At 61.9% G+C, this 1703-nt stretch carries 2 protein-coding genes; both read right to left on the bottom strand.

What is annotated here, in order from left to right; all coding sequences use genetic code 11:
* Positions 1–6: 6 nt before the first annotated feature.
* Entirely contained in the window at positions 7–849 is an 843-nt protein-coding gene (locus PMI11_RS15625) for an ABC transporter permease (RefSeq protein ID WP_007818610.1), read from the bottom strand.
* Entirely contained in the window at positions 846–1667 is an 822-nt protein-coding gene (locus tag PMI11_RS15620) for an ABC transporter ATP-binding protein (protein ID WP_051034586.1), read from the bottom strand. Before PMI11_RS15620 ends, PMI11_RS15625 begins: the two co-directional genes overlap by 4 nt.
* Between the last annotated feature and the right edge of the window lie 36 nt (positions 1668–1703).

The following is a 1703-nucleotide window of genomic DNA, read 5'->3' as shown; positions in this document are numbered from 1 at the left end:
GCCCATTTAGTCGTGTTTACCGGCTTCTTTCCACATGAGGGCGCGTTTTGTGAGATAGAAGATGACGCGATCGAGGAGGAAGGAGATCGTGGCGAGGACGGCGACAGCGGCAAAGGTTCCTGCTGCGTTGAAGTGGTTTGCGTTTGAGGAGAGCATGAAGCCGACGCCTTTGTTTCCTGTCAGGAATTCGGCGACGACGACACCGACGACGGAGTGGGGCAGGGCGAGTTTGGTGCCGGCCACGACCCAGATGAGGGCCGATGGCAGACGGACGCGCAAGGCGATGTCCCACTTCGAGCCGCCGGCAATCAGCACCTGATCGATCAGCGTCTGGCTGACTTCGCGCAGACCGAAGTAGACGTTATAGAACATCAGGAAGAAGGCAGCGAGCGCGGCAATGCCGATTGACAGTTCGTCGCCGATGCCGAGCCACAGGATCAAGAGCGGGACGAGCGCGATGATCGGAATGCCGTAAAGGGCGGCGATGAACGGTTCGAGCACGTCAGCGGAAAACCGGGCCATGGCCAGGGTATAGCCAAGGACGATCGCCAGGACGCTGGCGATGATGAAGCCCTGCATGGCCGGCAGCAGCGTTGCTGCGATATTCGACCAGAGGCTTCCGTCGGCGACCCAGCCGGCCAGCTCGCCGAGCACGGCGGCCGGCTTGGGCAGATAGAACGTCTTGACCAGATTGCCGGAGGCAAAATGCCAGAATAGTAGGACGGCAATGATGAAGACGATCCGTCCGACGATCAGGCGCAGCTTGCGCGACGAGAGGCGGCTGGTCTGGGGGTCGGCCGCAATTGCGGCAATGTCATCGCCTGTCATCGAATGATGGGAAGCGCTCATGCCCGTTGTTCTCCTTTGGCGCGTGCCAGCGAAGCCTGAAGGATCTTGCCGACGTCACGGAATATATCGTCAAACCGCAGAACCTCCGGATCGCGGTCGGGGCCGAGCGGAATGGCGATATCGTCGATGATGTGGCCGGGTGATCCGCCGATGACGACGACCCTGTCGGCCAGGAGGGCGGCCTCTTCTATGTCATGGGTGACGAACAGGACGGCGATGCCGGTGGTGCGGACCACGCGGCGCAGTTCGGCCTGCAGCTGCGAGCGCATCTGGGCGTCGAGTGCGGCGAAAGGCTCGTCCATCAACAAAAGCTTCGGCTCGTAAATCAGGGCACGGGCCAGGAGGCCGCGCTTCTTCATGCCGCCCGACAGCTGCGCCGGATGGAGATTGGCGGCATGGTCGAGGCCGAAGTTCTTCAAGAGCGCCATGACCTTCTCGCGCACTTGCGCGCGCGGAACGCGCCGCATGCGAAGCGGCAGGCCAACATTGGCCGCAAGCGTCAGCCACGGCAGCATCGTGTCTTCCTGGGTGACGTAGCCGACATTGCGGTTGATCGAGGTGACCGGCTTGCCGGAAAAACTGATCGTGCCCTGGCGCGGACGCAAGGTGCCGGCCGTAACGTTCAACAGTGTCGACTTGCCGCAGCCAGACGGCCCCAGAAGAACGATGAATTCGCCCGGCGAAACCGACAGGGACGTGCGGGCCAGAACGTCGCGGTTGCCGCCAAAGCGAACGGCAACATCCTCGATCTGCAGCAGGGGCGAAGACGCCCCCGCTGCACGCTCAAAACCACTCTCATTCTCCCTGGGCTGCTGCATAGACGATCTTCGAATAATCGAGGTTGCGGTAGCTGT

The sequence above is a fragment of the Rhizobium sp. CF142 genome, from assembly GCF_000281145.1.
In the GTDB taxonomy this organism is placed as follows: Bacteria; Pseudomonadota; Alphaproteobacteria; order Rhizobiales; family Rhizobiaceae; genus Rhizobium.
This window is presented reverse-complemented; position numbering and strand designations above follow the sequence as displayed.

Excerpts from the sequence above, each read along its gene's own strand:
- PMI11_RS15625 (WP_007818610.1), bottom strand. The coding sequence starts at position 849 with ATGAGCGCTTCCCATCATTCGATGACAGGCGATGACATTGCCGCAATT.
- PMI11_RS15620 (WP_051034586.1), bottom strand. The coding sequence starts at position 1,667 with ATGCAGCAGCCCAGGGAGAATGAGAGTGGTTTTGAGCGTGCAGCGGGG.